3 protein-coding genes and 1 pseudogene are annotated in these 4,651 nt (G+C 68.8%); 2 read left to right on the top strand and 2 right to left on the bottom strand.

The annotated features are described in order from the left end of the window. Together AB0B40_RS37930 and AB0B40_RS37935 are read left to right on the top strand one after the other, a co-directional pair. Positions 1-1,672 (top strand): ricin-type beta-trefoil lectin domain protein (locus tag AB0B40_RS37930; RefSeq protein ID WP_362268176.1); only part of this gene is annotated, 1,672 nt, incomplete at its 5' end. Between the two features lie 425 nt (positions 1,673-2,097). Next, complete coding sequence (locus tag AB0B40_RS37935) at positions 2,098-2,727, top strand: hypothetical protein (protein WP_362268178.1); 630 nt, start codon at positions 2,098-2,100, stop codon at positions 2,725-2,727. Positions 2,728-2,767: 40 nt separating this feature from the next. On the opposite strand, the gene AB0B40_RS37940 is transcribed toward AB0B40_RS37935, so the two are convergent. Together AB0B40_RS37940 and AB0B40_RS37945 are read right to left on the bottom strand one after the other, a co-directional pair. After that, entirely contained in the window at positions 2,768-3,343 is a 576-nt protein-coding gene (locus AB0B40_RS37940; RefSeq protein ID WP_362268179.1) for a hypothetical protein, read from the bottom strand. 338 nt (positions 3,344-3,681) lie between these two features. Beyond that, a pseudogene (locus tag AB0B40_RS37945) lies at positions 3,682-4,513 on the bottom strand (IS5 family transposase). Positions 4,514-4,651: the final 138 nt, after the last annotated feature.

Consider the following 4,651-nt stretch of genomic DNA (forward strand, 5'->3'; position numbering starts at 1 on the left):
GCGGCGTTCCTGCTGCTGCGCGAGCACCTGGAGGCGGTGCTGTCCACACTGGGCGGCAGTCCCCTCGCCACCGCCGGGCTTCACGCTCACTTGGAGCGACGACTTCAACGGTGCGTCCGGCACCGGCATCGATCAGAGCCTGTGGAAGTACGACACCGGGCCGGGCAGCAACTTCGGCACCGGTGAGATCGAGACGATGACCAACAGCACCTCGAACGTCTACTACGACGGTCAGGGTCATCTGGTGCTCCAGGCCCTGCACTCGGGTTCCGACGCGCGCAGCGGATGGACCTCCGGGCGCGTGGAGACCCAGTCGGCGGGTTTCGGCGCCCCCGCCGGCGGTGTCGTACGCATCGAGTCCGTCCTCCAGCAGCCCAACGTCACCACCAACAACGGCGCGGGCTACTGGCCGGCGTTCTGGATGCTCGGCGCGCCGCTGCGCGACGGTGTGACCTGGCCGAAGTCCGGCGAGGTCGACATCATGGAGGACATCAACGGCCGCAGCTCCGTCTTCAGCACCCTGCACTGCGGTGTGAACCCGGGTGGACCGTGCAACGAGTCGACCGGTATCGGCTCGGGTGAACGCGCCTGTTCGGGCTGCCAGACCGGCTTCCACGACTACGCGGCGGAGATCGACCGCTCGGTGTCGCCGGAGCAGATCAGGTTCTATCTCGACGGGAACAACTTCTTCACGGTCAACGCCAGCCAGGTGGACGCCACGACCTGGTCCGACGCGGTCGACCACCCGTTCTTCATCATCTACGACCTGGCGATCGGCGGCGGCTTCCCGGACGCCTTCGGCGGGGGCCCGAACGCGTCGACGGTCTCCGGCGGCAAGCTGACCATCGACTCGGTCGCCGTCTACAACAAGGCGCCCGGCTCCGGAGGCGGTGGTGGCGGCGGTTCGGTGAGCGGCCAGACGATCACCGGACCCGGCGGTAAGTGCGTGGACGTGGCGGGCGACGACACAGGCGGCGACGGCACCGCGGTCCAGCTGTGGGACTGCCAGTCGGCGGCCAAGGACCAGCACTGGACCTGGAGCGGCCAGACCCTGCAGACCCTCGGCAAGTGCCTGGACATCGCCGGCGGCAACAGCGCCGCCGGTACGAAGCTGCAACTCGCCACGTGCAACAGCGGCGGCTACCAGTCATGGGTGCGCCAGCCCGACGGCTCTCTGCGGAACCCGACCAGCGGCCGGTGCATCGACTCACCGTCGGGTGCCACCGCCAACGGCACACGCCTGCAGATCTGGGACTGCAACGGCGCCGCAGCCCAGAAGTTCGCCATCGGCACGCCGATCTACGGACCGGGCGGCAAGTGCGTGGACGTGGCGGGCGACGACACCGGCGGCGACGGCGCCGCGGTCCAGCTGTGGGACTGCCAGCAGGCAACGTCGCTCGACCAGAAGTGGACCTGGAACGGCCAGACCCTGCGTACGCTGGGCAAGTGCCTGGACATCGCAGGCGGTGTGAACGCGGCCGGCACCAAGCTCCAGCTGGCCAACTGCAACGGCGGCGGCTACCAGAATTGGGTCGCCAACGCCGACGGCTCTATGTCCAATCCGGCCACCGGCCGGTGCATCGACTCGCCGTCGGGTGCCACCGCCAACGGCACGCGCCTGCAGATCTGGGACTGCAACGGCGCCGCAGCCCAGAAGTTCTCGCTGGCATGAGCAAGGAGAACCCTCACCAGCGCAACCAAGGCACGCCGGACGCCCGGGTCGTGACGGACCTGGCCGCCGACCAGTTCCTCGTGGTCACCGACACCGCCCCCCGGTAGCCCCACCGAGAGCGCCGCGCCCGACCGGAAGGCCGGGCGCAGCGCTCCCCCGGTCCCGCTCATCAGCACACAGCGAAAGCCTCCGTGTTACCCGCCCTCGTCACCGCCGCCCTCGCCACCCCGCTGGGCGCGATCGTCTCAGGCCGCTTCCGGGAGCGCACCGCCGAACAGTCGGTGCCGCGTCAGCCACAACGACGCGGTCCGCCGCGACCGCCTGGCGGCCCTCACCCCGCTGACCTGCGCCACCAGCGACCACCGCCGGGCGCTCCGGACGCGGCGACGCCGACCTCAAGGGCGCCGACACCGACTGCCTGGGCCGTGCGCGCCGCCGCCGACCGCGTGATCACGCTGACCTACGCGATCCGGAACGCGTACGCCTCCACCGAGGACCTGACCACGGCCCGTGAGGCCACGAAGGTCGCCCACGACGACTTCGTGAACAACGCCGCTCGCCGCCTGCGCCCGGCGAGCACCCACTCCGCCTTCGAGCAGGGGACCACCCGACGATCCGTTGCTTCCGCCGCTGCGGCCACGCCCGCGGCATCCTCTCCCTCGAGAACCAGGCCGTCGTGCTGGACGAGTGGGAACTGGCAGAGGCTGGTGCCGTCGGGCATACGCCGGTACGAGGTCATCATCCGGCGGCAGCCGGCGCATTCCGCCGCGGGCGCACCTCCTGCACACCGCCTGACGCACTACACCTGGACGTTGCCTACGCGCGATTCCCAGCCGGACACCGCCTTCGCCGATCTCTACCGGGAGCAGATGGGTCCGGCGCGGCGCAACGGCCTCGCATCCGACACCGGGTGCGATGTCATCCTCGTATCCGGCGACGGCTCCGTGCAGCTCGTGCAGATGGAGTCCAACGCCGCACCGCCGCCCGGGTCGAACGGACGTGGGGAACCGCCTAAGGACTGGCATCAGAATGAGGTCTCCGGAGTCCGCGAGTGACGGTATGTCAGTTCTGCGTTGGCGTGCGCGGCCCGGGGGCCTATGGAAGCTGGACTCCAGACCAGGCATCGACTTCGCACTGTCGGTCAGCGTTGTTCCCTGCGGTCACGACTGTGCCGTTGGCACGCAGGCCGAGGGTGTGCGTTGAACCGGCCGCCACGGCGACAATGTCGCGCCAGTTGTCGACTTTGCACTGTCCGTAGCTGTTGTCTCCCGCTGCGAGGACCCGCCCGGACGCTGTGACCCCGACGGTGTGGTAGCTGCCCGCGCTGAGCGCTACGACGTCTTCCCACTCATCGACCGCGCACGCCCCGGTTTCCCGGTCTCCGGTCGCTACTGCCCGCCCGTCGGCTCTGAGGCCGACGGTATGGAGATACCCGGCCGAAATGGCGGCTAGGTCACGCCACCATTCAACGGCACACTGCCCTCGTCGGTTGTTCCCCGCGGCCCGTGCAGAACCGTCCGACCGGACGCCGACGGAGTGCCAGTCACCACACGAGAGGACGACCATCTCGCTCCAGGACCGCACGTCGCACTGTCCTTCTGAACTCCGGCCAACTGCTAACACGCGGCCGTTCGCGAGTAGCCCAAATGTGCGGCGCCAGCCTGCGGCCACGGCCGTGACGCCTCGCCATCCGGCGACATCGCATTACCCATCGCCATTCCACCCCGTTGCCAGCACCGTGCCGTCCGACCGGAGTCCCACCGTATGAGACCTGCCCGTGTTCGTCGCGGTATGGACGTTGCCGGCTGCCACCGCGATGACGTCTTCCCATCGCTCGACACGACATTCAGCGGCTGCGGTATTGCCCACGGCGAGAACGGTTCCATCCCAGCGCCGTCCGACCGAATGACGCCTTCCGGCCGCTAGCACCGACGCGTTAGCGAGCATTCCGCCTCCTTGCGCTTGGCGCGGGTTCGCGACATGGGATTCCACCTTACTTTCGACTGGAATCAGAGCGGGGTCCTCAGCCGTCGCCAGCAGATGACGGCACAACCGAGCGTGATGAAGGCCTGATGGATGTCGTCGCGGATCTCCCAGCGGATGCGTAGGCGGCGAAACCAGTGCAGTAGTGCGATGGCGCCTTCCACGACCCATCGGTGTACGCCGAGTCCAGAACCGTGTTCGGTGCCGCGTCGGGCGATGTGCGGGGTAATTTCGAACCGTCGGACCTGGTCGCGATAGCTCTCGTAGTCGTAGCCGCGGTCCCCGTAGAGGTGCTTCGGGCGGCGCAGCGGTTGGCCGCGTTTGCCTCGGATCGGCGGGACGGCTCGGATCAGTGGGATCAGCTGGGTCACGTCGTTGCGGTTGCCGCCAGTCAGCGTGACGGCCAGCGGGATGCCGTGGGCGTCGACGATCACGTGGTGCTTGCTGCCGGCCTTGCCCCGGTCCACCGGGGACGGGCCGGTGGCCGCACCGCCCTTATCGCCCGCAGATGGCTCGAGCCGACCGACGCCCGCGACAGATCCAGTACGCCGGCCGCCCGCAGTTCGGCCAGCAACATCCCGTGCAGGCGCTGCCCGACCCCGGCCTGGTTCCACTCCCGCAGTCGCCTCCAGCAGGTCATCCCGGAGCCGAGGCCGAGTTCCTGCGGGAGGTAGGCCAGGGGATCCCGGTGTAGAGCACGAACAGGATGCCGCACAGAACCCGCCGGTCATCGAGCCCGCGACGCCCCGGGTACCGGAAGCGCCGCTCAATCACCGGAAACAGCGGCTCGATACGCTCCCAGAGCCCATCGTCAACCTCCCACGGCCTGGGCCCACCACGAGTCTCGGCCGCAACCACCCCTTCCGGGCCGCATCAATGAGAGCTGACATGCCGTCATTCCCGGCTCCCCAGACCTCATTCTGATTCCAGTCCTCAGCGGAGGGTCTGTGTAGCGAACGGTGGAACTCGGTCGGTTTTGTTCAACGTCGTCCGGCG

This window comes from Streptomyces sp. NPDC042638, assembly GCF_040647235.1.
Classification (GTDB): Bacteria; Actinomycetota; Actinomycetes; order Streptomycetales; family Streptomycetaceae; genus Streptomyces; species Streptomyces rameus.